This is a genomic window from Nonomuraea sp. NPDC050153 (genome assembly GCF_044460125.1).
GTDB lineage: Bacteria > Actinomycetota > Actinomycetes > Streptosporangiales > Streptosporangiaceae > Nonomuraea.
This window is the reverse complement of record NZ_JBITJQ010000009.1, coordinates 182064-204163: the sequence shown is the minus strand read 5'-3', so window position 1 is coordinate 204163 and position 22100 is coordinate 182064. Positions and strand designations below refer to the sequence as shown.

The window sequence follows — 22100 nt, the reverse complement described above, 5'->3', positions numbered from 1 at the left end:
CCCTGCGCCCTCCGTTCCAGTATTACGGCGCCAAGGGCAGGCCGGCGCTTGGACGGTGTCCGGGCGGACGAGGAGCCGTAGCCGGCGCGGCAGGGTGTCGGCAGGTGTTACAGCAGGGATCCGGCGAGCGGGATGTTCTGCGTCCGCAGGGCGCCGGTGACCAGCCGGGCGATCCGCCGGGCGCCGTACGCCTCGAAGTGGGTGTGGTCGTTGCAGAAGAACTGTCCGACCGGCCCGGAGGTGTAATCGCCGTTGTTGGGGCACAGGCCCAGGGAGTTGTAGTAGTCGACGCTGAGGGTCTGCAGGTCGATGACCGGTGAGCCGGTGGCGGCGCCGGCGGCGGTGGTCTGGGAGACGAAGCCGCGGTTCTTGACCGCGGTGCTGCCCGAGCAGGTGATGGCGGCGACGGCGGTGAGCAGGATCGGGTGGGCGCCGCGGGCCAGCGCCGCCTGCGCCATCATCGTCATCAGCGCCTGGTAGCGGGCGGTGCCGACGTGGCGCGGGCAGGTCGTCGAGCCGTCGTTGATGCCGAACTGGATGAACAGGTAGTCACCGGCCTTCATATTGGTGAGCACCTGCTGCCATCGGGACGAGTAGGTGGTGGAGCTGAGGACGCACTCGCCGTTCGAGCCGATCGTGGAGGTCACGTTCCCCTCGTAGAGCCAGGTCTGGATGCTGCGCCCGGCGACGGCGAGGTTGTTGACCACGATGTTGCTGTGGAACAGCGAGTCGAATTCGGTGGCCCAGCCCACGGGGCAGGTGGCACTGGGGTTGGCCATGGTCGAGTCGCCGGCCATCCAGACGGTGGTCGTTGCCATGGCGGCGGTTGCGGCCGCGTCGGCAACCCGGGCGTCGCACCCGGTTGCGCCGATCGCCGTGGCCGAGGCGGGGCTCGGGACGACCAGCGACAGGGATGCCACCAGGGCAGAGACGATCGATAAGAGGACCTTACGCATGGTTTCTCCCGTCACCTCGATGGCGAAAGGACCGCGCCGGCAGCCGCAGCAGACTGCGGGCGCGGCCGCGTCAGCACCAGGACAGCGTCGAGTTGACGCGGGTCACGTTGCTGATCGTGTTGTTGCTGCCGGTGCAGGGGCTCCACCTGATGGTGGTGTTGGTGACCGTCAGGTTCTGGAATCTGATGCCCGACGACGGAGCGAACTCCGTACGGGCCGCGATCCGGACCTCGCCGCCGCCGCTGATCGTGCCCGACACTCCGGCGATGACGACGTTGTAGCAGTTCTCCACCAGGACCGAGTTGTTGCCGGTATTGGCGATGTCGACCCGGTCGATGGTGGCGCCGCCGCTCTCCGAGACGCAGAACACGCCTCGGCCGCCGCCGCGTGCCTTGACGGTGCCTACCCGGATGTTGTTCGGGTAGGCGCTGCCGACCCGGCCGTTGCGGTTGGCCATGCGGAAGGCCGCGTACCCGGTGCCGGCGCCGGCGTTGTCGGCGTCGACGGTGCCGACCGTCGCGTTGACGGTCTGGTTGAGCAGCAGGCCGGACTCGCCGACGTTGCGTGCTGTCACAGTGCCGACGGTGAGACCGTCGACGCCGTAGGTCTCCATCGCGTGAGAGCTGGCTCCTTGTACGTACACATTGTCGACCCGTACGTTGCGGGTCCACTGACTGGTGTCGCCGCGGTTGTCGATGCGCACGCCGAGGCCCGAGCCGAGCCGCATGTCGATCTGGCCGAGCCAGACGTTCGTGACGTTGCGCAGGAAGATGCCGTAGACCGGGGTGCCGGTGACGTTGAGGTACGGGACCTCGATGTTCGTGGTGCCGCGGGAATAGATCGGCGCGTAGTCGCCGGTGCCGGAGCCCGTCACGTTGATCGTGCCGCAGACCGACAGGGAGGTGTAGCTCGGCAGCGAGATCCGGCTGCCGGCGCTCATCGTCCCGTTGCCGCGCACGACGACCCGCTGGATCGAGGTGCGCCCGGCCGTGAGACTGCCGATGCCGGCCTGGACCGCCGCCCGGAAGTCGGTGCCGGTGTAGACGCTGCTGCCGGCGCTGTTGCGGGCGGTCCAGGTGCTACCGCTGACCGTCACCTGGGACTGGAAGGCGCCTTCTCCGCAAACGGCGGCGGACGCCCGGGGCGGGCCGAGCACGACACCCACCCCGGCACCGGCCATCAGGACGGCGAGCGCAGCGACGATTCGGATGGGCCGGCGGCGTCGTCCCTCGGGTCGGCGTGGCGCCGGGGTGGTGGCTGCTGTCATGTAATTCTCCTTGGGGCGCCCAGTTGGTGACGGCGATGCCGGTAATCGGCGCCGTGCGGTCGCTCCCGCCCCTTTCGGCGGTTCCGTATCACTTGAGATGCCGGCCGAGATTGTTATCGCTAACATTCAACGGAGTCATCCCTTCGTGGGCGCCATTGAGGGATAGCGGTGACGCCACAGAGCAAATATGACGCCGCCGAGGCTTGTCAATTCCGGTGTCAGCTCTCCGGTCCCCGCCGATCGCGAAGGTCTTCTTGCCGGGCATGGCCTCATCGAGGGGGTGGTGCAGTGGGATTTCATCTGAGTTCAACGCATTGCCGTGGTCGAACGCGGTTCCCGTACCGGCATGGTTCGCTTGCGCGGCGGAGTAAGTGACGATGGTCAAGGCCGCAGGATCGCCCGCTCGCGCGGGTCGTGTCCGATGAAAATTTCAGAAGGGGGATTGTCGAGGGTGAGGTGGTCGGTTGCTTGTCAGAACAATGTCGCGTGCTATTTGAACCGCGGCCAGGCCCCGGCCGTGATCGCCGCGAAGCTGCGGGCCGGCAGCAACTCGTCACGCCCTGACACGCGACCCTTGGACGGGATTGTTCTGTAGTAGAGGCATCAGGAAGCCGCAGGCCGGGTGTTACGGGACGGTCTGTACAGGTCGGTCAAAGTGTGGTGGGCGGGTTCGCATCAGGTCGGTCAGGGCGGTGCCGGTCTCGCGGGTGATGGGGCCGGTGTGTTCGAGGCCGAGGCGGTGCGCGAGATCGGCTGACTGGAGGCGGGCGGTGATGATCTCGGTGCGGGTGGTGTCCGGGGTGCTGAGTTGCCCGGCCTCGCCGCCGCCGTGTCCGCCGTCAACCAGAACGCCGATCTGGTCGACGAGGCCATCCATCTCTCCGCGGCCTTCCCGCTCGCCGGGTTCCGGCACGTCGTGAGCACCCTTTGGGAAATCGACGACGTGGCGGCCGGGCGACTCGCGGACGACTTCTACGCCGGGTTGCGCGGCGACGCCGGGAGTCCGGCGCGTGCTCTGCACGACGCCGTGCGGGCACTGCGCGACAAGCGCCCGCGCCTGCCCTCCCTCTGGGCGTCCTACCTGCGCGCGGGAGCGTAGCCAACCGTGAGAGCTTTCCGGCCGCCGGGTCAGCCTGCCGGGCGGGCCGCCTCCATCGCCGCGGCGACGGACGTGGCCGCACGCACGATGGCCTTGGTCCCGGATCGCGGGCCGCTGTAGCTGAGCGTGGCGGTGACGTTGGACATGCGGAACACCATGTTGGCGGTGTACATGCCGTTCGCCCGGTGGACGGACGCGAACGACTCCTCCCCGACCACCGGAGTCCGGGTGAACGTGATGTCCGGATGCTCGTCCCGCAGATCCTGGAAGGTCTGCTTCATGCCGACGTAGTTGGCCTTGGCGTCCTTGATGGTGAGGAGCCGGTAGAGCGAGACGGTCGCGTAGGAGCGGTTGGCGCCGAAGTACTGGCAGATCTTCCGGTCGAGATGGTCGCTCTGGAGCGTGCTGCCGAGCAGCGTGCGGACCTGAGCGGGGGTCAGCACCCGGCAGGAGTGCAGGCTGGTCAGCCCGAAGAGCGATTTCCCCGCAGGTGAGGGCGACACGGGCTTGGCCGGCGAGGTGGTGCCGCGGGTCGGCTCGGCGCTCGCCCTCCCTCCGGGACGGGTCAGCCCCCAGATCACCGCGCCCGCCGTCAGGGAGAGTGCGAGAACCAGCGCGCCGCCCACGACGGCCAACCGGCGCCACGCGGGTGCGGGCCGCCGAGCCGTGGGGCGGGTGGCCTCGGGAACGTTGCCCTGGGCCACCGCCTGCAACCACGCCGCCGCCTGCGCGGGGGCGCAGCGCCGCTGGGGGTCCTTCTCCAGCAGCGCGGCCAGGACGGGCGTGAGCGGGCCGGACCGCTGCGGGGGCGCGGGCTCGCGCAGCAGCACGGCCGCCATCACGGCCGCCGCGTTGGGACCGGCGTAGGCGGTTCTGCCCTCCACCGCCAGGTACAGGGTGGCTCCCAGCGACCACAGGTCGGCCTCCGGGCCGTCGGCCTCGCCGCGCAACCGCTCCGGCGCGATGTAGCCGGGCGAGCCGTTCAGCAGGCCGGCCTGGGTCAGCGCGGGGTCCCCCGCCACGGTGGCGATGCCGAAGTCGGTCAGCAGCACCCGCCCGTCCTGGGTGAGCAGGACATTGCCCGGCTTGACGTCGCGGTGCAGGACCCCCATCGCGTGCGCGGCGGCCAGCGCGTCGAGCATGTGCCGCCCGATCCAGGCGGTTCGCGCGGGCGGCAGCGGCCCGTCCTCGCGTACGATCCGGTCGAGGGAACGGCCGTGGACCAGCTCCATCACGATCCACGGCCGGCCGCCGTCCATGACGACGTCGTGCACCGTGACGATCGACGGATGCGAACGCAGCCGCGCCGCGGCCCGGGCCTCACGCAGGGTCCGCTCGGTCAGCTCGGCCCTGGACGCCTCGTCCAGATCGGCGGGCAGCCGCACCTCCTTGACGGCGACCTGCTGACGCAGCAGTTCGTCGACGGCCAGCCACACGGTGCCCATGCCGCCCTGGCCGAGCTGCGACATCAGCGAATAGCGGCCTGCCAGCCTCATCGTCATGCCATCTCCATGCGGCAGGACGCGTCATCGCCGCATAAGCGGGCCGTCCGCGGTCTGGACCCGGCGGGCGCGAGTTTCGCCACTGGCTGTTCCTCCAGGGATGAGGGTGTCGCACGGGCCGACCGTACGAGCCGACGGCCGTGCCCGGAGCCGGGCCTGCGGATGCCGCTCGGCATGCGGCGAAGCCCGTGGTGGGAAGGGCACACCGTAGCATGCGTGACGTCGGGCAGGCGGCTCAGGACGATCACTGTGACACCCTGCCGGCCGATCGCGGGCATGGTGGGGACGTCAGCTCATCGGACGGCGTTCCCACTGGGCGGTCAGCTCGGTGAGGCTGCCACATCCCGTCTTCTCGAGGATGCGGGTGAGGTGTTTCTCGACCGTGCTCTCGCTGACGTTCAGCCGCCGCGCGATGTGCTGGTGGCCCAGCCCGAGCACCACGAGTTCGGCCACGTCGCGCTCACCTGAGGTGAGCACGGAGGCCGGTAGGAGGTTCGCGTCGAAGTACGGGCTCAGCAACGGGCCCAGCGTGGCCGCCATCAGCAGGTCGCTCGGCTCGATGGCGCGCCGATCACCGTCGAACGGCACCCCCAGCGTGCTGACCGCGCCCGTGGCCGGGGACCTGACGACGATCTTCAGCATGTCGTCGATGCCGTTGCGGCGCAGGAATGTGTCGGCGAAGTCCCGCTCCGTCTCGGTCGCCCGCAGGCGGAGCTGTCCGAGGGTCGCCACACCGCGGCGGCTCAGGCAGGTGATGCCGTCGCGCGAGGCGAACGGATTGTTCCAGCGCCAGCGCTCGACGTATTCCTCCACGAAGTCCGGCCGGAACATGGTGAGGTACTGCTCCTCGCCATCGCTTTCCAGCGCCAGGTACGCGGGGTTCTCGGCCACGAACGCGTCGACCCACCCGAGATGGACGGCCACAGCCTCAGCCAGCACCGGATAGAGCTCCCCCTCCCGAGCCCCGGCCACTTGCTCCAGCACTTTGATGAGCCTTCGGTATTCCAGCTGTTCCACGGATCCGCCATCGCACTCGTTGGTCGCTTCGGGGGCAGCCGGTATGGCGGGCTGCGGTGTTCTCGCCTGCTCAAGGATTCCGTAATAGGCGGCCGTTCATCCATTACTTGGCCAAGGAATCCGTTTCAAAGGCCCATGTCCCACGACACCGCCGGTCGCGGATGGTGGCAGATCCGGCAAATGCCTCAATCGGCGGCCGCCGCCCCGCTGACCAGGGCCGAGCGCTTTGAGTGACTTCGAGCCGATACCTGACCGGAAAAGTACTTCCGCAGCGCAAGGTCCACGCTCGGCTGTGGATGGCGTTATTCAGATGGCTCTGGTGGTAAATGTCGAGACCTGGATGCCATCCGGCGCGGGGCACACCGCGGCAAGGCGGGCCCCTCCTGGAGGAGCCTTGTCCCGTTCAGCATGGGTGGCGGCCTTCGCCGTCGCCGTCTTGCTGCCCAGCACCCCCGCCCACGCCGCCCCGCCGCCCGACCCGGCCTCGTACGTCAACCCGTTCATGGGCACGCAGGGCGGCGGCCCCGACTTCGGCCACGGCGGCGGCGGATCGCAGCCTGCCGGCCGACCGGTGGCGCCCATCGCGTTCGGTGAATGCCCGGGTGTGTCCGCGTGAGGAGAGCGGCTCACCGGACGAATCTGGGCATACCGGGTAGCAGGGTCGAACCAGGGCTCTATATGATCCGCCGAAAGCGCTTTCCCGTGCCCGGGATCCACGACAGGCCGGATGACGCCACCCCGGGTCAGAGATCTGGAGTGAAGATGCGAATCGCGTCGTTGCAGGGCACTGATCTGTTCATAGGCTCGGAGTCCGCGCCACGCCAGGTCGTCAGGGTGACCCTGACCGAGGTGCCGGGGCCGGTACGGGTGTGGGTGGAGGGTCCTGCCGTCACCACGCCCGAGCCCGTGACGGTCACCGTTGACGGGGAGGCCGAGGTGGGGGTGCTCATCACCGGGCCGGAGGGCTCCGTCCACCGGGTCACCGCCGTCGCGGAAGGCGCGGGCGAACGCCGCACTCTCGACGGGAGCGTCGAGGCGGCGGCCACCGGCTGGACGATGTGGATGGTCTCGCACTTCCACTACGACCCGGTCTGGTGGAACACCCAGGCCGGGTTCACCGAGGTGTGGCACCAGCTGCCCGACCTGCCGTGGGTCGGCAAGCTGCGGCCGCCGTTCGTCCGTACCGCCTTCGACCTCGTACGCGCGCACATCGACGCGGCCCGGCACGACGACGACTACAAGTTCGTCCTGGCCGAGATCGACTACCTCAAACCGTTCTGGGACGTCTTTCCGGGGGAGCGGGAGCAACTGCGGCGCTTCCTGGCCGAGGGGCGGGTCGAGCTCGTCGGCGGAACTTACAACGAGCCCAACACCAACCTGACGCACCCCGAGTCGACCATCCGCAACGCGGTCTACGGCATCGGCTATCAGCGGGACGTGCTCGGCGGCGACCCGCGTACCGCCTGGATGCTCGACGTCTTCGGCCACGACCCGGCCTTCCCCGGGCTGATGGCCGACGCGGGGCTGGACTCCGCCTCGTGGGCGCGCGGGCCGTTCCACATGGTCGGCGCCAAGCGGCACACCGGCGACATCACCCGCATGCAGTTCCCCAGCGAGTTCGAGTGGGTCTCGCCGTCCGGGCGCGGGCTGCTCACCAGCTACATGTCCAACCACTACGTCGCCGGCTGGGACGTGGAGCGCAAGGCGACCCTCGAAGAGGCGATGGCTGAGGCGTACCGGCAGTTCAGCGAGCTGAAGAAGGTCGCGGCCACCCCCAATGTCCTGCTGCCCGTCGGGCACGACCACAACCTGCCGTCGCGATGGTGCACCGAGGTGCACCGCGAGTGGGCCGCCCGCTACGTCTGGCCCCGGTTCAGGGTCGGCCTGCCCCGCGAGTTCTTCGCCGCGGTACGCGCCGCCGCCCCGCGGCGCGGGATCACCCCGCAGACCCGGGACATGAACCCGGTCTACACCGGCAAAGACGTCTCGTACATCGACACCAAGCAGGCGCAGCGGGCCGCCGAGATCGCCGTGCTCGACGCCGAGCGGCTCGCCACCCTCGCCGCGCTGCTGGGCGAGCGCTACCCCAGCGAGGCGCTGGACAAGGCGTGGCGGCTGCTGGCGTACGGCGCCCACCACGACGCGATCACCGGCACCGAGTCCGACCAGGTGTACCTGGACCTGCTCGCGGGCTGGCGGGAGGCGTACGAACTGGGCGCGGCGGCCCGGGACGGCGCCATCGCGGGCCTCGCCGCCCATGCCACCACCGATGCCGCCACCGATGCCGCCACTGGGGGCGCGGGCCGGGCGATCCTCGCCGTCAACACGCTGTCCTGGAACCGCGACGGCGTCACGACCGTGCGGGTCGCCTTCCCCGAACCGGGAACGACCGGCGCGGAGCTGCGCGACGACCGGGGCGAGCCCGTCCCCGCGGTGGCCGAAGGGGTGCTGCGCCACCCGGACGGCACCGTGGCGGAGCTGAGCCTGACGTTCGTCGCCCGTGACGTGCCGTCGCTGGGCTTCCGCGTCTACCACCTGGCCCCCGCGTCCGATCTGCCCGCCGGGTGGGCCGAGGAGCCCGGACGCGCCGCGATCGAGAACGAGACGTTCCTGATCGAGGCCGACGCCGCCCGGGGCGGCGCGCTCAGCCGCGTCCTCGACCGGCGCACCGGCCGGGAACTGCTGCGGCCCGGCGGCCTCGGCGGCGAGCTCTACCTGCAGGACGAGTACGCGGAGCATCCGGTCTGGCACGAGGGCCCGTGGCACCTGCTGCCGAAGGGGCCCGGCGTCGGCACCCGGGAACAGGCTACGACCGTGCATGTGCGGAGGTCTCCGGTCGGTCGCCGGATCGTGGCCGTCACCCGCCTCGCCGACCTGCGGGTCACCCAGGAGACGACCCTGTGGGACGGGATCGGCCGGATCGACTTCCGCACCCACGTGGACGGCTCGATCGGCCGCGACCACCTGTTGAGGGCGCGGTTCGACCTCGACCTGCCCGGCGCGCTGCCGGTCAGCGAGGTCGGCTTCGCCGCGATCGGCCGGTCGTTCGGCTTCCCGAACTCCGACGCGGGAGAGCACCTGTACACGCTGGACAACCCCGCGCACACCTGGGCGGGCCTGTCGGCCACGGCGCGGATCGCCCTGTCGCTCGCGGACGGCCGCCGCGAGAACCACGCGATCGGGGTCGCCGAGGTGGTGGCGCCCGGAGACGGGGATGAGGACGGGGACCGCGTACGCGGCCTGCTCGACCGGCTGGTCGCCTGCGGCGTCACCGCCACGCTCACCCGGCCGGACGGCCCGCGCTACGGCGCGCTCGACGGCGACTCGAACCTGCCCGACGTACGGATCGTGCTCGGCGACGGGACCGTGAACGCCTTCGCCGAGCAGGTCCTCGGCACCGCGCCGGAGGGCTGCCGGGAGGCACTGGCACGGCACGGGCGCGTGTTCGTGCCCGCCGGCCGCACCCGGCGCGAGACCTGGGTGCCGGGCGCCGACCTGCGCGGCGTACGGGATCTGCCCGTGCTCATCGTGGCCGGGCCCGCCATCGACGACGCCATCGACGGTGTCATCGACGACCTCGCCGACTCGGTGATCGACGTGCCGGTCCCCGCCGGACTGCCCGGCACCGCGGAGCCGGTCGACGACTACTCGGTCGCCGTGGTCAACCGTGGCACGCCCGGTTTCGTGGCCGAGTCCGACGGCACCTGTTACGTCTCGCTGATGCGCTCCTGCGGGGCATGGCCGAGCGGCGTCTGGATCGACGGCCCGGCCAGGACGGTCCCCGACGGCAGTGGCTTCTCCCTCCAGCACTGGACGCACACCTTCGAGTACAGCCTGGTGGCCGGGGCCGGTGACTGGCGCGCCGCCGGATTCGTACAGGCCGGGCAGGAGGTCAACCACTGGGTGCTCGCGCGTCAGGTGGCCGCGTCGCCGGGTCCGCTGGCCGCGCGGACGAGCCTGGGCGGGGTCGAGCCGTCCAGCGTCGTGCTGACCGCGTTGAAGCCGCGCGGAAACCCGATGGCGTCGGGGCTGTCCGGCGACCTCGACCTTGCCGCCGGTGTCACCGTGCGGCTCTACGAGTCGGCCGGGTCACCGGCGGTGGCGCGCGTACGCCTGCATGGCGGCCTGACCGACGTCGAGGTCGCCACGGTGCTTGAGGGGGCGACGTTTGAGGGGGCGACGTTTGCGGGGACGGAGGCGGGGGTGAGGGCGGGGGAGCGGCTCGGCGACGCGGTGATCCCGCTGCGGCCCGCCGAGATCGTCACGCTGGGCGCGCGGGCGGCCCTGGAGCCGGGTCACGCGGCCGCCCACGTCGAGCCCGCCCAGCCGGTCTTCACCCGGTACTGGCTGCACAACAAGGGCCCGGCCCCGGCCGGGTACCTGCCGGTCGCGGTCCACGCGCATCCGGTGGCGCTGCGGGTGGGGCCGGGCGACGAGGAGACCGTGCGGGTCACCGTCGCCTGCTCGGCCCGGTCCGCCGTCGGCCTGGTGGAGCTGGAGGTGCCGGACGGCTGGGCGGTGACTCCTCCCGGCGCCCTGAAGTACGACCTGGCGTCGGGGGAGCACGCCGAGTTCGAGACTGTTCTGCGGCCACCCGCCGACGCCGGGGCCGGGACCTACTTCGTCGCCGCCCGCATCCGCGACGAACTGGGCCAGACCCTGGAGGACGTGGTCACCGTGACCGTCGGCGATCCGGAGCCCCGCGAGCCGCTCACCGTGACGTTGAGTCCGGCCGGGCTGGAGGTCGTGCCGGGCGGGCGGGCGACGCTCACCGTCGAGCTGGTCAACGACGCGCGCACCGAGGTACGCGGAGAGGCGCAACTGCTCAGCCCGTTCGGCACGTGGGGCGCCGGGGCCGGGGAGGTGCTGTCCGGCCCGTGGACGCAGGGCTTCGCCGTTCCCGCCGGAGGCCGCGCCCCGCTGCACTTCACCGTACGGGCACCGGGCGACGCCCGGCCGGGGGCGCACTGGTGGGCGGGGGTGAAGGTCAGCGCCTTCGGCCGGGTCCACTACACCCGGACGCTCCCCGTCGAGGTGCGAGCTTTGTCAGGACAATATATGTGAGAAAGTCAGGACAACATATTGACGCAGGTCTCTCCGGAGCGTTTGGATGGGTGCCGCTGACCACCGCAGGGAGGACGTCTTGACCACACCTACCCGGACGCCCTGCTCAAGGTGGCCGGCGTCACGTACGACGGAGAGAGGCATAATAATGAGCCTATTTGTAAGCTAGTCCTGTCATAATGACAATCATGCCCTCCCATGTCCCCCCGCTGGAGTCGCTCGCCGCCCTCGTCAACCTCGACAGGAGCAGCGCCGTCCCGCTCTACTTCCAGGTGGCGCAGCAGTTGGAGGCGGCCATCGCGGGCGGAATCCTGCCACCGGGCACCCAGCTCGACAGCGAGATCGAGCTGGCCGACCAGCTCGCGGTGTCGCGCCCCACCATGCGCAAGGCGATGGAGTTCCTCGTCGACAAGGGCCTGATCGTGCGGCGACGGGGGATCGGCACCCGGGTCGTCCAGTCCCAGGTCCGGCGGCCGCTGGAGCTGAGCAGCCTGTACGACGACCTCAAGAGCAGCGGTCAGGAGCCGGCCACGACGGTGCTGTCCAACACCGTCGAGCCGGCCTCCGCGGCCGTCGCGGAAGCCCTCAGGCTGGCCGAGGGGACTCCGGTGATCGCGCTGGCGCGGCTCCGGACGGTCCGCGACCAGCCGCTCGCCAAGATGCGCAACTACCTGCCCGCCTTACTGCTCGAACTCAAGACCGACGTACTGGAGAGACAAGGGCTCTACGAGCTGATCCGGGCGGCCGGCATCCGGCTGCACGCGGCGACCCAGACGGTCGGCGCCCGCAATGCCACGGCGGCGGAGGCGCGGCTGCTCGGGGAGAGCCGGGGCGCCGCCGTCCTGACCATGGAGCGCGTCGCCTACGACGACAGCGGCACGCCCGTGGAGTACGGCACGCACATCTACGCCGCGGCCCGCTACAGCTTCCAGATGAACCTGCTCATGGGCTGATCGATGAAGAGATGAACGACGAACATATTGACGCCGCGTTCACCGCGGCGGTCCGGACCGCCCTCACCGGGCAGGTCAAAGCGATGCTCAACGAGGGCGATGCCGGGGCTCACCTGCAACATCGCCAACTGGCCGAGCGGATCCTGGCTCTCGTCGCGTACGGGCGGGACGGCCTGCTGCTCGATCACGCGGCCCGGCTCGCCGCCCGGCTGCGCGAGCTACAGGGCCCCGGCGGGTTGTTCACCGGCGGCGACAACGTCGACTCCCCGCCGGACTCCGCCTTCAGCGTCAACGATCTCGCCGACGCCCTGTGGCTGCTGCGGCGCGACCCTCCCGGCGCGGCCGGGCACGGGCTGGCGGACCTGCTCGACGACCTGCTGGCGGCGGTCGCCCCGGCCCTGGCGCGGGGCGGAGTGCACACCCCCAACCACCGCTGGGAGATCTCGGCCGCCCTGGCCAGGCTGCACCGGCTCGCGCCCGACCGGGCGCTGGCGGAACGGGTCGGCCAGTGGCTGGCCGAGGGAGTCGACATCGACGATGACGGGCTCTACTCCGAACGCAGCGCCAACTACGCCGCGTTCGTGTCGAACCCGTCACTGCTCGCCATCGCCGACGTGTTCGACCGCCCCGACCTGGTCGACGCCGTCGAACGGAACCTGGACGCCACGCTCGATCTGCTGCTGCCGGACGGGTCGGTCGAGACGGTGCTGTCGCGCCGCCAGGACCAGCGGCGGCCGCTGCCCCTGGCGCCCTACCTGCTCCCGCTACGCCGGATCGCGCTGCTGCGCGCCCGGGGCGACCTCGCCTGGGCGGCCGGGCTCGCGCTGTCCCAAGGGATCGTCTCACCGGCGCGCGCGGCCACGGAGCTGATCCTCGACCCCGGCATCGGGCGGGAGCTGCCGGAACCCGTCCCGCCCCGAAGACCGCGGCAACGCGTCTTCGGCGCCGCGGGACTGCTCGTCGACCATCGGCCCGCGACGACGACCGTGGTCTTCGGCGGTTCCGACTATCCGCGCCACAGACGCGTCCGCTCCGGGCTGGCGAACTCCCCGACGTTCCTGCGCCTGTTCGCCGGGGCGGCCGTCCTGGGGGACGTGCGGCTCTCGCGGGTCTTCTTCGGCCTTGGACCGTTCCGCGCCGATCGATTGCTGGTCGAGCGCGATCAGGGGAGCACGACCGCGACGCTCGCCGAATCCGTGTCGGCCTCCTACTACCAGCCGATGACGGATCACAACCGCGACGCGCACGGCCACTACGGGCTGGTGGACGACGGCCGGTTCAGCGCGGCGATGGACTTCGGCCTGCGCGCGCGGGACGAGGTCACGCTGACCACCGCCGTCCACGTGGCCATCACGGACGCCGGGGCGGAGCTGACCGTCGACCTGGCGGGCCCGGCCGTGGACTGGGCGCTGGAGCTGGCCTTCCGGCCCGGCGGGCGGATGACGGGCGCCCTGGCCCTGGACGAGCACGCCTGGCAGCTCGACCCGGGCGAGCCCGCGGTCTACCGCGTCGGCGACGACGCGATCACGGTCACGGTGCCCGCCAGGTCGACGGCCGCCTCCCATGCGGTTCCCGGCTACGAGCCCGGCGAGGAGTACCGGTTCCTCGGGGGCACCGACGCGGTGTCGGGGGAGCGGCTGTACGTCGCCGGAAGGGTTCCGGGAAGGTTGCGTTTGCGTCTCGCAGTCACCCATCGCTCTGGATAAAACCGCAGCTCACAGCCTTTTTGGCACTTTATCCTGTTGTGCATATGTCAGGAGATCTTAAGAGCTTTTGTCCTGACTATTGACCCGGCAAACGCTTTCCCGTTACCGTCCCACGCCACAGGCAGACGACGTTCGAGGAGACGCCATGACGACTTCTGCGACATACCGGAGACGACTCACCCGCTGGCGCTGGCTGCCAGTGACCGTCGCCGCGGCGATCGCCCTCACCGCATGCGGTTCGAGCTCCGACGGGAACTCCGGCGGGAACTCCAGCGGGGACTCCGGCGCCAAGAGCATCACCTTCTGGCTCTCGGCGAGCACGGCCCAGGCGCAGGGCTACCACGACCTGGCCAAGGAGTTCCAGGCCAAGGAGGGCGTCACGGTCGAGATCGTCAACGTCCCCTACGACGGCTACCAGGACAAGCTGCGCCAGGCCGCGCAGGCCAACTCCCTGCCCGACTCGGCCAGCGTGCCCTCGCTCGACACCATCTGGATCAACCAGCTCCAGGACCTCGCCGCGACGGCGAACGCCCCGGCCAACAAGATCAACAAAGACCTGCTCACCGTCCAGGACGGCAAGGTCCTCTGCATCCCCTCCGACCTGACGGCCGCCGGGCTGTTCGTCAACAAGTCCCTGTTCGAGAAGGCCAAGGTCAAGATTCCCGCCGACCCGAACCAGACCTGGACCTGGGACGAGTTCCTCGCCGCCACCAAGAAGGTCCGCGCCGCCACGGGCGCCAAGTACGACCTGGTCTACGACCAGTCCCCCGCGCGCATCAGGCCCTTCATCTACGGCCACGGCGGCAAGGGCTTCCAGCTCGGCCCGGACAACAAGTACGCCACCCCCGACGACGTCACCGTGCAGGCGCTGTCGAAGTTCGCCTCGCTGAACGACGACAAGGTCATGCCGAAGTCGGTCTGGACCTCGGGCGCCGACCCGAACGCCCTGTTCAAGAGCGGCCAGGTCGTCGCGTACTTCTCCGGCGTCTGGCAGGTGGCCGACTTCGCGGAGAGCATCACGAGCTTCGACTGGGCCAGCGCCCCGACGCCGGGACCCGTCCACGCCACCGACATCAACCTCGGCGGCAAGGTGGTCGCCTTCAACAACGGTGACAAGGCCGACCCCGCCAAGAAGTGGGTGGACTACCTCTTCCAGCCCGCGAACTACACGAAGCTCGCGCAGGTCAACGGCTACCTGCCGGTGGAGTCCGGTCTCACGCTGAACTACCCGTTCAAGAACCAGGCCGCCCTCGACGCGTTCCAGCTCTACCTCAAGGAGATCGAGCTGGCGGACCCGATCTCCTCCTCGGGATTCCAGAACGGGACGAAGCTCCTGCTCGCCGGCAAGTCCATCCAGGACGACCCGACCAAGGTCGAGATGGCCAAGCTGATCAACGGTCAGCAGGACGTCAAGAAGACCGTCGACAACATCGTGTCGGGACTCAACCAGCAGATCGGCTGATCGTACGGCCCGCCGGCGCCCTCCCTGCGCCGGCGGGCCGAGCGCTGAAGAACGCGGAAGGAAGAGGAGAGCGCAATGGCGGAGAGTGTGCCACAGTCGGCGGGGCGCGCCAACGAGACGCCGGCCCGGCCCGCGTGGCGGCAGTGGTCGCGCCGGCGGACCCGGCGACATGACCGCTACACCCTGGCGCCCCTGCTGCTCATCTCGTCCAACCTCGCCCTGTTCCTGCTCTTCTTCGTCTGGCCGGCCGTCATCGGCATCGGATACTCCTTCACCAGCTATACGGGCGTCGGTTCGGCGCCGTTCGTGGGCCTGGACAACTACCAGCGGCTGCTGAACGACGACGCGTTCTACGCGGCGCTGATCCGTACCCTGATCTTCACGGCGGCCGTCGTTCCGCTGACGTTCGTCGCCGCGCTGAGCGCGGCCGTGCTGATCGTCAGCCCGTACAGTCGTGGCAAGCCGGTCGCGCGGGTGATCTTCTTCGTGCCCTGGCTCATCTCCCCGATCATCGCCGGTGTCATCTGGCGCTGGATCTTCGGTGAGAACTTCGGGCTGGTCAACTACGTCATCATCGCGCTCGGCGGCGAGGCGGTGCCGTGGCAGTCCAACGCGAACCTGTCCCTGGTCATCGTGATCATCGCCTCGGCCTGGGGTAACACCGCGATCAACATGCTGATGTTCGTCCCGGCCATCAAGAACGTGCCGCCCGCGTACTACGAAGCCGCCTCCCTGGACGGCGCGGGCTCGTGGGCCAAGTTCCGCCACATCACGCTGCCCTCGATCGCGCCCACGTCCTTCATCGTGATCCTGCTCAGCACCCTGCACTCGATGAAGGAGTACGCGCTCATCCAGTCGGTCAACGCCGGAGGCCCGGGCACCGAGAACAACCTGCTCATCCAGTACATCTTCACGACCGGCTTCCGCCGCGCCCAGATCGGTTACGCGAGCGCGGCGTCCTTCGTGCTCATGCTGCTCCTGATGGTCATCGCCATCGCGCAGCTGGTCATCAACCGCCGGAAGGAGTCCTGAGATGGACAACCTGCTGCCGAAGAAGGTCTGGGCGACGGCGGCCCTGTGGTTCATGGTCGCCCTGTACGGCGTTCCCGTCCTGTGGTTCCTGCTCAGCTCCTTCAAACCGGCGGGGGAGCTGTTCTCCTATCCGCTGACCGTCTTCCCGAAGCAGCCGACCATCTCCGGCTTCACCGAGGCCTGGACGAGCTTCGACTTCAGCCGCTACTTCGGCAACACCCTCATCGTGGCCGTCTCCGCGACCCTCATCACCATCGTGACGAGCGCGACCTGCGGGTACGCCCTGGCGAAGTACACCAACTGGTGGCTGCGGGCGTTCACCATCTGCATCCTGGCCACCACGATGCTGCCGGGCGAGGTCATCCTCTCCCCGCTGTTCCTCATCGTCCGTGACCTGGGCCTGTACAACAGTCTCGGCGGCGTCGTGGCCCCCTCGGTGATCACGGCGACGGGCACCTTCATGTTCCGCCAGTTCTTCCTGGGCGTGCCGCGCGACCTGCTGGACGCGGCCCGCATCGACGGCAGCGGGGAACTGTCGACCTTCGTCCGGATCATGCTCCCGCTCTCCCGGCCGATCATCATGACCCTCGCCATCATGTCGTTCCAGTGGCGGTGGAACGACTACATCTGGCCCCTCGTGGTCCTCAACGACCCGAAGGAGTTCACCCTGCAGATCGGCGTCGCGAGCATCGTGGGCGCGGAGAACGTCAACTGGTCGGTCCTGCTCGGGGCGTCGGTCCTGTCCATGATCCCCCTCGTCGTGATCTACCTGATCTTCCAGAAGTACGTGATGAACGCCGACCTCAGCGCGGGCCTGAAGGACTAGCCGGTGCGCCGCGGGTAGATCGCCTCTCTGTCCGTGGGCAGATGGCGGGTACCACTCCGGGTGGATGTGTGGGGGACTGGCTGTTCCTACGATGGGCGGGTGGTGGTGACTCCCCGCCGGCTGATCCCGGCCGGCTTCGGGCTGCTGATCCTGCTGGTCGGGCTGTCGTGGGCGCAGACGATCGCGCGTGGCCGCGGCTGCGTGTGGCCGTTCGCCGGAGGGGGCGCCCTCGTCGTTCTCTGTCTCGTGATCGTGCGTACGGCGCCGGGCCGTCTCGCCGAGGTAGCCGGTCTCCTGGCTCCCGCGGCCATGGCGGCGCTCACGGGGCTCGCGGTCAACAGCGTCGGCTGGTTCGTTCTGGTGCTCTACAGCGGGTTCGTCGCGCTGACCCAGCGGCTCTGGCCGGGCGTCGTCATGTGGCTCGCCGCGCTTTCCACGGTGGTCGCGGCGGCGTTCACCACGCCGGACCCCGGATGGCCCAACTGGCTGGCCGCCGTGACGCTGGTCTTCTGGAGCGGCTGGGCCGCGCGTTACCGCATCGAGGTGGGCGAGCGGTTGCACCGCGCGGAGAGCACCGCCGCCGCTGCCGCCGCTCTGGCCGAGCGGCAGCGGCTCGCCGCCGACCTGCACGACATCGTCGCGCACACGCTCGCCGTGACGGTGCTGCACCTGGGGGGCGCGCGGCTGGCGCTGGAGCACGATCCCAGGGACGCGGCCGCGGGGATCGCCGAGGCCGAGCGCCTTGCCCGGCAGAGCATGGCGGAGCTGCGGAAGGTGGTCCGCGTCCTTGCGGAGGAAGGCGCCGACCCCGCCGTCGTCGCCCCCCAGCCCACCGCGCCCCGGCTGCCCGAGCTCTTCGAGGAATACCGGACGGCGGGCCTGGAACTCGAGTCGAGCGTCGACGGTGAGCTGACGGCGGTGAGCCCGACGACCGGGATGGTGCTCTACCGGCTGGTGCAAGAGGCACTGGCCAACGCGAGCCGGCACGCTCCGCGGAGTTCGGTCGAGGTACGGCTGCGCGTATCGGAGGAAGGCGCTGTATGGGGCACGGTCACCAATTCATTGCCTGACAGCCCACCTCGGCACAATGGCGGCATGGGACTACGCGCGATGGCCGACAGGGTGCGCATGGTCGGCGGACACGTCACCGCCGGCGTCGAGGGCGACCGATGGGTCGTGCGGACGGAGCTGCCGGCATGATCTCGGTGGTGCTCGTCGACGACCAGGAACTCGCCAGGGCAGGACTGCGCACGATCCTGCGCCAGCCGTACGGGTTCGACGTGGTCGGCGAGGCGGCCGACGGCCGGGCCGCGCTGGCGGAGGTCGCGCGCGTGCGGCCCGATGCCGTGGTCATGGATATTCGCATGCCGCGGATGGACGGGGTCGAGGCCACTCGCGCTCTACTGGCCGCGGATCCGGCGTCCCGCATCCTGGTGCTGACCACGTTCGGCGAGGACAACGTTCTCGCGGCGGCGTTGCGGGCCGGCGCGTCGGGATTCTGCCTCAAGGACGCCCCGGCCGAGGACATCCAGCGTGCCGTCCGGGCGGTGGCGGCAGGCGACGGCTGGCTGGACCCCGCTGTCTGCGGGCGGGTCCTGCGGCGTTATCGCGCGGATCCGGTGACCGACCCCGACGCGGTGCGGCGGCTCGGCGACCTCACCTCTCGCGAGCTCGACGTGCTCAGGCTCATCGGCCGAGGGCTCACCAACGCCGAGATCGCCGGCCATCTCGTGATCGGCGAGGGCACGATCAAAACCCACATCGGCCGGATCTTCACGAAGCTGGCGGTGCGCGACCGGGCCGCGGCGGTCGTCTTCGCGTTCGACCACGGCGTGGTCCGCCCTGGGGAGCCGCCGCCTATGCCTGGGGTCTGACTCCACGTTCTGTTCCAGGCCGGACGACAGGCAGCGGTCCATCGGAAACCGTGGAGGCATGCTTCTTCAAGCCCCCCGTCCTCGGATCACCGCTCCCTCGCTCCCGGCGCTCGCCTGGCGGACCACCGGTCCCATAGCGGGCGTCGTCGTGGTCACCCTGCTGACGCTGAGCCCGTGGTACGGCTACCACCGCGACGAGCTCTACTTCCGCATGCTCGGCAAGTCTCCCGCCTGGGGATACTTCGACCAGCCTCCGCTGACCCCGCTCCTGGCGCGGCTGTCCACGGAGCTGTTCGGGGACACCATCGTCGGGCTCCGGGCCGTCCCCGCGCTGTGCGCAGGACTGCTGATCCTCATCGGCACCGCGATCACGCGGGAGCTCGGCGGTCGCGCGAACGCGCAGACGCTCGCCGCCGCCGGCCTCGGCACCGGGATGTTGCCCCTGCTCGCCGGGCACACCCTGCTGACCCAGTCGGCCGACCTCGTGTTCTGGACGGCCTGCATCCTGTTCGTGCTGCGTGCCCTGCTGCGCGGCGACGGGCGATGGTGGCTGGCGGCCGGTGCCATCGCGGGGGCCGCCACGTTCAACAAACACCTCATCGTCCTGCTGATCACAGGGCTGGCCACCGGCCTGCTCATCACCGTCGGCATGGCGGTGAAGGGGCCGCGTGCCGTCTTCGGTGACCGGTGGTTCTGGTCCGGGGCGTTCCTGGCGGCTGTCATCGCGGCTCCGAACCTTCTCTACCAGGCCGCCAACGGCTGGCCTCAGCTCACCATGGCCGCCACGCTCAGCGAACCCGTGAATCGGATCATGTTCGTGCCCATGCTGGTGGTGCTGCTCAGCATGGGAGCCTTCGCGATCGCCGTCGCCGGGTGGCTCTGGCTGCGCGGGCGGCCGGAGACCCGGCCACTGGCTGTCGCGACCTTGGTGACGATCCTGCTCGGCTGGGCGTCAGGAGGGCGGGCGGACTATGTCGCCGGGAGCCTGATCTTCGCCTTCGCGGCCGGCTGCGTGCCTGCCGCCGCGTGGATGGAGAGCCGGGTCGCCCGGCGTCGAGCGGTGTGGTGGGGAATGCTCGGCACCTCGGTCATCGGGATCGTCGTGGCGCTGCCGCTGCTCCCGCTGTCGGCGCTCGGTTCCTCGCCCAACGAGGTGTCCAGGGAATCGGTGGGCTGGCCGCGCTTCGTCGCCCAGGTGGCCGGGGTGTACCGGACGCTCCCGTCGGGGACGATCGTGCTCACCGCGAACTACGGCGAGGCCGGCGCACTGGACCGGTTCGTGCCGGCCATTCCCGTCTACAGCGGCCACAACGAGCTGTGGTACCAGGGGCCGCCCCCGGAAACGGCGCAGACGGTGGTCGCCGTGGGGCTGTCGCCGCAGCGTCTGCGGCTGCGCTTCGCCGGCTGCGAATCCGCCGGGGTCATCGATCACGGCACCGGAGTCGCGAACGAGGAGCAGGGCCTGCCCATCACGGTCTGCTCAGGACCGCGGGCTTCGTGGACGACCGCTTGGCCCGACTTCAAGCACGCGAGCTGAGGAGCGATCATGAGCACCGCCCTGGTCATCACGCCGACCTACAACGAACGAGAGACCTTCCCGGGCGTCGTCGGCAGGATCCGCGCGGCCGTACCCGCCGCCCACATCCTCGTCGTCGACGACAACAGCCCGGACGGGACGGGCCTGATCGCCGACAGGCTCGCGTCCGAACCCGACGGCGTGCACGTCCTGCATCGGGAGCGCAAGGAAGGGCTGGGCGCCGCGTACCTGGCGGGCTTTCGCTGGGGACTCGCCCGGGGGTACGACCTGCTGGTGGAGATCGACGCCGACGGCTCGCACCCTCCTGAGCGGCTCCCGGCGCTGCTGAACGCGGCGGAGCGGGCCGACCTCGTCATCGGCTCACGCTGGGCGCCTGGCGGCCGCGTGGCGAACTGGCCGCGGAAGCGGGAGCTGCTCTCCCGACTCGCGAACCGTTACGTACGGGTGGCGCTCCGGCTTCCCGTCGCCGACGCCACCGGCGGGTTCCGCGTCTACCGGGCCGCCGCGCTCCAGAAGATCCTCCTCGGAGGTGTGGAGTCGCGGGGGTACTGCTTCCAGGTGGATCTCACGCTGCGGGCCGTGCGTCACGGATGCGCGGTGACGGAGGTGCCGATCACATTCGTCGACCGTACGAGCGGGGCGAGCAAGATGAGCGTCGGCGTCCTCTTCGAGGCGCTCTGGCGGGTGACCGTGTGGGCACTGTCACCTTGACGCCCGGCGTGGCGAGCTCTCCGCAGGGCGGCCCGGTCAGCTCCAGTAGTCCCGTTCCGGCAGCCGCAGGTGCGCGTCCGGATCGGTGATCGCGCGAGCGTCGGCCGGGCGTAGACCCGCGCCGGCGAAGCAGTAGGCCTCCGCGTCGCCGACGTACAGGTATTTGAGCAGGATCTCCTCGGCGGAGTCAGCGGAGGACGCATCGCCGCCGCCCGGGTGCGTGTCCCCGGCCAGGACCTCTCCATCGCGGTAGACGTAACCCTGGTTGCCGCTCTTGGGGTTGGCGTACATGCCGTAGGCGATCGTGCCCGCCGACAGCGCCTTCATGACGCCGGGAGCGGAGGACATGTATCCCCACTCCTGGCTGACGACGCAGCCACCGGGCACGTCGGTGAAGCCGATGATCCGCAGGGCCTCGTCGTCGGAGGGGTCTTCCATGATCTCTTCGAGCTCTTCCTCGTCGACGGCTTCGGCGGCCAGGCGCCGCACCGCCTCGGCGGCGCTGATGCCGCGTACGCATGCCAGGCTGTAGCCGTCGTACCCGATGCCTCCCAGGGCGCCGGCCAGGCGTTCGGCCTCCGCCACGGCGGTGGTCTCCGCCTCGGTCAGACCGGCATGACCCGGCGGGAACGGGAAGAACAGGCCAGGCGTGGGGCCCGCCAGGCTCAGCCGACCAGGCGACCAGCCACCCATCATCGGCCGCCACGGGTCCGCTCCGGCGGCCACCAGGGCGCGGGCGTTCTCGGGCCGGTCGTTGAAGACCGCCTCCCAGAGCGCGGTGCGGCCCTCGCACTCCGCGTCGACGTCATCGACCCGGCCGGCCAGCTCGGCGACCACCTCCGGCGAGCCGCGGTCCGCCGCGGCGTGCAGCGGCGGCTCGAAGGAGTACACCCCGTTGTTCGGGTCGGCGCCCGCGTCGAGCCTGGCGCGGACGAGGGCGAGGTCCTTCCAGGACTGCCACCCGAAGTCGGACCATCCGGCGGTTTCTTTGTCGGGCATGACGGCTCCTTGGGGATCGCGCGTGGACACGAGCAGGGGCCATCATGGCGGAGGGCAAGGACAATTTCGGGGTGCCGGACATCGGGCCTGGAAGG

18 protein-coding genes are annotated in these 22100 nt (G+C 70.2%); 12 read left to right on the top strand and 6 right to left on the bottom strand.

What is annotated here, in order from left to right; all coding sequences use genetic code 11:
* Window positions 1–107 precede the first annotated feature (107 nt).
* From ACIBQ1_RS23930 to ACIBQ1_RS23920, 3 genes are all read right to left on the bottom strand, one after another.
* Entirely contained in the window at window positions 108–956 is an 849-nt protein-coding gene (locus ACIBQ1_RS23930) for a hypothetical protein (RefSeq protein ID WP_397280700.1), read from the bottom strand.
* Between the two features lie 70 nt (window positions 957–1026).
* Window positions 1027–2223 carry a hypothetical protein gene (locus ACIBQ1_RS23925; RefSeq protein ID WP_397280698.1) on the bottom strand — a complete coding sequence of 399 codons (1197 nt, stop codon included), beginning with the start codon at window positions 2221–2223 and terminating at the stop codon, window positions 1027–1029.
* Between the two features lie 88 nt (window positions 2224–2311).
* The gene (locus ACIBQ1_RS23920; RefSeq protein WP_397280697.1) at window positions 2312–2608 is read right to left on the bottom strand and encodes a hypothetical protein; all 297 of its coding nucleotides are present in this window, start codon (window positions 2606–2608) and stop codon (window positions 2312–2314) included.
* A gap of 423 nt (window positions 2609–3031) precedes the next feature.
* Between ACIBQ1_RS23920 and ACIBQ1_RS23915 the strand changes: the two genes are divergently transcribed.
* The gene (locus ACIBQ1_RS23915; RefSeq protein ID WP_397280695.1) at window positions 3032–3322 is read left to right on the top strand and encodes a CHAT domain-containing protein; all 291 of its coding nucleotides are present in this window, start codon (window positions 3032–3034) and stop codon (window positions 3320–3322) included.
* A 29-nt stretch (window positions 3323–3351) separates the two neighbouring features.
* Here ACIBQ1_RS23915 and ACIBQ1_RS23910 read toward each other — a convergent pair whose 3' ends face one another.
* A complete protein-coding gene (locus tag ACIBQ1_RS23910; RefSeq protein ID WP_397280693.1) occupies window positions 3352–4824 on the bottom strand; it encodes a serine/threonine-protein kinase in 1473 nt (490 codons plus the stop codon).
* 288 nt (window positions 4825–5112) lie between these two features.
* The gene (locus ACIBQ1_RS23905) at window positions 5113–5841 is read right to left on the bottom strand and encodes a response regulator transcription factor (protein ID WP_397280691.1); all 729 of its coding nucleotides are present in this window, start codon (window positions 5839–5841) and stop codon (window positions 5113–5115) included.
* Window positions 5842–6235: 394 nt separating this feature from the next.
* Between ACIBQ1_RS23905 and ACIBQ1_RS23900 the strand changes: the two genes are divergently transcribed.
* The 11 genes from ACIBQ1_RS23900 (at window position 6236) to ACIBQ1_RS23850 (ending at window position 21006) form a co-directional block, all read left to right on the top strand.
* A complete protein-coding gene (locus ACIBQ1_RS23900) occupies window positions 6236–6457 on the top strand; it encodes a hypothetical protein (RefSeq protein ID WP_397280689.1) in 222 nt (73 codons plus the stop codon).
* Between the two features lie 146 nt (window positions 6458–6603).
* On the top strand, window positions 6604–10905 hold the full coding sequence (locus ACIBQ1_RS23895) for an NEW3 domain-containing protein (protein ID WP_397280687.1): 4302 nt from the start codon (window positions 6604–6606) through the stop codon (window positions 10903–10905).
* 188 nt (window positions 10906–11093) lie between these two features.
* Window positions 11094–11858 carry a GntR family transcriptional regulator gene (locus ACIBQ1_RS23890; RefSeq protein WP_397280685.1) on the top strand — a complete coding sequence of 255 codons (765 nt, stop codon included), beginning with the start codon at window positions 11094–11096 and terminating at the stop codon, window positions 11856–11858.
* 11 nt (window positions 11859–11869) lie between these two features.
* Window positions 11870–13564, top strand: coding sequence for a hypothetical protein (locus ACIBQ1_RS23885; RefSeq protein ID WP_397280684.1), 1695 nt, complete (start codon window positions 11870–11872; stop codon window positions 13562–13564).
* Window positions 13565–13709: 145 nt separating this feature from the next.
* Complete coding sequence (locus ACIBQ1_RS23880) at window positions 13710–15026, top strand: ABC transporter substrate-binding protein (protein ID WP_397280682.1); 1317 nt, start codon at window positions 13710–13712, stop codon at window positions 15024–15026.
* Window positions 15027–15101: 75 nt separating this feature from the next.
* Entirely contained in the window at window positions 15102–16058 is a 957-nt protein-coding gene (locus tag ACIBQ1_RS23875) for a carbohydrate ABC transporter permease (protein WP_397280680.1), read from the top strand.
* Window position 16059: 1 nt separating this feature from the next.
* A complete protein-coding gene (locus ACIBQ1_RS23870; protein ID WP_397280679.1) occupies window positions 16060–16884 on the top strand; it encodes a carbohydrate ABC transporter permease in 825 nt (274 codons plus the stop codon).
* Between the two features lie 99 nt (window positions 16885–16983).
* Window positions 16984–18084: a sensor histidine kinase gene (locus ACIBQ1_RS23865; RefSeq protein ID WP_397280677.1), complete on the top strand. Its 1101-nt coding sequence runs from the start codon at window positions 16984–16986 to the stop codon at window positions 18082–18084.
* Complete coding sequence (locus tag ACIBQ1_RS23860; RefSeq protein ID WP_397280675.1) at window positions 18081–18758, top strand: response regulator; 678 nt, start codon at window positions 18081–18083, stop codon at window positions 18756–18758. Before ACIBQ1_RS23865 ends, ACIBQ1_RS23860 begins: the two co-directional genes overlap by 4 nt.
* A gap of 58 nt (window positions 18759–18816) precedes the next feature.
* Window positions 18817–20295 (top strand): ArnT family glycosyltransferase, encoded by a 1479-nt coding sequence (locus ACIBQ1_RS23855; protein WP_397280674.1) that lies wholly within the window; start codon window positions 18817–18819, stop codon window positions 20293–20295.
* 9 nt (window positions 20296–20304) lie between these two features.
* Window positions 20305–21006, top strand: coding sequence for a polyprenol monophosphomannose synthase (locus ACIBQ1_RS23850; RefSeq protein WP_397280672.1), 702 nt, complete (start codon window positions 20305–20307; stop codon window positions 21004–21006).
* A gap of 36 nt (window positions 21007–21042) precedes the next feature.
* Here ACIBQ1_RS23850 and ACIBQ1_RS23845 read toward each other — a convergent pair whose 3' ends face one another.
* Window positions 21043–22005 carry an ankyrin repeat domain-containing protein gene (locus ACIBQ1_RS23845; RefSeq protein ID WP_397280670.1) on the bottom strand — a complete coding sequence of 321 codons (963 nt, stop codon included), beginning with the start codon at window positions 22003–22005 and terminating at the stop codon, window positions 21043–21045.
* Window positions 22006–22100: the final 95 nt, after the last annotated feature.